2 protein-coding genes are annotated in these 1589 nt (G+C 67.1%); both read right to left on the reverse strand.

All coding sequences use genetic code 11. From position 1 onward, the window contains the following. Positions 1-38 precede the first annotated feature (38 nt). Positions 39-866: a hypothetical protein gene (locus tag CFB35_RS33860; RefSeq protein ID WP_059581218.1), complete on the reverse strand. Its 828-nt coding sequence runs from the start codon at positions 864-866 to the stop codon at positions 39-41. 129 nt (positions 867-995) lie between these two features. After that, positions 996-1583, reverse strand: coding sequence for a tetratricopeptide repeat protein (locus CFB35_RS33865; protein ID WP_059644760.1), 588 nt, complete (start codon positions 1581-1583; stop codon positions 996-998). Between the last annotated feature and the right edge of the window lie 6 nt (positions 1584-1589).

The following is a 1589-nucleotide window of genomic DNA, read 5'->3' on the forward strand; positions in this document are numbered from 1 at the left end:
CGACAAGCGGCCGGCGGCATCCCGCCGGCCCGTCAGCGTCAGTTGACCTGAAGCTGGCCACCGCGGCCCAGGCCGCCCTTCACGTCCTGCGCCTTGTAGCTGCGCAGCGCGACGACCATCTTGTTCCACGCGTCGATGAACGCGACGACCGTCGCCTTGCCTTCCGGCGTCGTCGAGAAACCGGCGAGCCCGCCGCCCACCCCGCCGCCGAGGCCGCCCAGCGCCGCGCCGTAGTTCGTCGCCGTCGAGCTGCCTTCCGATGCCGCGATCTGCACCGCCGACCGCACGTCGAACAGCGTCAGCGTGACCACCGACGCCTTCGTCTGCAGGTGCCCCGCCACCGCCGCCACCGCGCTGTTGCCGATCAGCCCGCCGATCATGCTGCCGATCCCGCCGATCGGCGAATCGTTGATCACGATCTGCGGCTCCATGTAGTAGTCGGCCGCCACACGCTGGCCCTTCTGCTGCTTCGAGCCCGCGCGATATTCGCCCGAGTTGCGTTGCAGTTGCGTGATGCGCGACAGGCGCGCGTCGCTCTTCTGGTTGCCGATCGACGTGATCACGAAGCAGTTCGACTGCTGCACGGCCAGCCGCAGCAGCGGGTCGATGCTCGTCACCTTCGTCGCGCTGCCGAACGGGCCCCACCAGTCGGCGTTGCGGCCGTCGTCGACCGCGATCGTGCCCAGCGGCGACGCGCAGCGCTGCAACTGCGAATCGGCGCCGGCGCTCGCGCCGCCGGCCGCCGCGCCCGTCACCCCGGCGTTCTGCCCGCCGGGCGTCACCATGCCGCCGCACCCCGCGACGGACGCGCCAAGCGCTGCAACCAGCGCACCTTGAATCAGACGTTGGGAAAGGTTGGTCTTCATGTCGTTGTCGATCGATTAGAGTCGTTGTTCGGCTTATGGGTCCGTGCGAACTTCGATAAGCCCCCCCGGCTTGGCGCGCGATGGTGGTCTCCCCGCGGCTGCCCCCGTTGCTTCAGGCCCGATGCCCGGTCAGTAGTACCAGTACGTCTGCTGCCAGACGCCGTAGTACGGATAGCCCGAGTACCAGTAGCCGTAATAGACATCACGCCACTGCGTGCGCCATTTCCAGTCTTCTTCGTCTTCCTTCTTCGCCTTGCGCGCGAGATCGAGCAGCTTTTTCGATTCCTTGTCGCCGCGGCCGGCCGCGATCGACAGCCACTTCTCCGCTTCGCGCGCATCCGAGCCCATTTCCTCGAGGCCGAACAGGTAGAAACTGCCGAGCGCCTTCTGCGCGTTCAGGTCGCCGCGTTCGGCGGCCTCGCGCATCCACTTGAGGGCCTGGTAGCTGTCCTGGCGCACGCCGTCGCCGCGGAAATAGCGCAGGCCGAGGTCGTAGGCGGCCTTCGGCTGGGTCTTCGCGGTTTGCTTGAGCGCGGCGATGCGCGGATCTTCCCGGTCGTCCGCATCGTCCCTTTTTTGATAGGAGACCTGATCTTTAGGGCGATCGGAACACCCCGTGTCGTCGCAGATCCGTACCGTGCTGCTGGTGATGGACGGATCCTGCGCGCAGGCGGCCAACAGCAACAGCAGCCCCGGTGCGAGTAAACGGCGATACATGGGTAC

Source organism: Burkholderia sp. AU16482 (assembly GCF_002223285.1).
Taxonomy (GTDB): domain Bacteria; phylum Pseudomonadota; class Gammaproteobacteria; order Burkholderiales; family Burkholderiaceae; genus Burkholderia; species Burkholderia semiarida.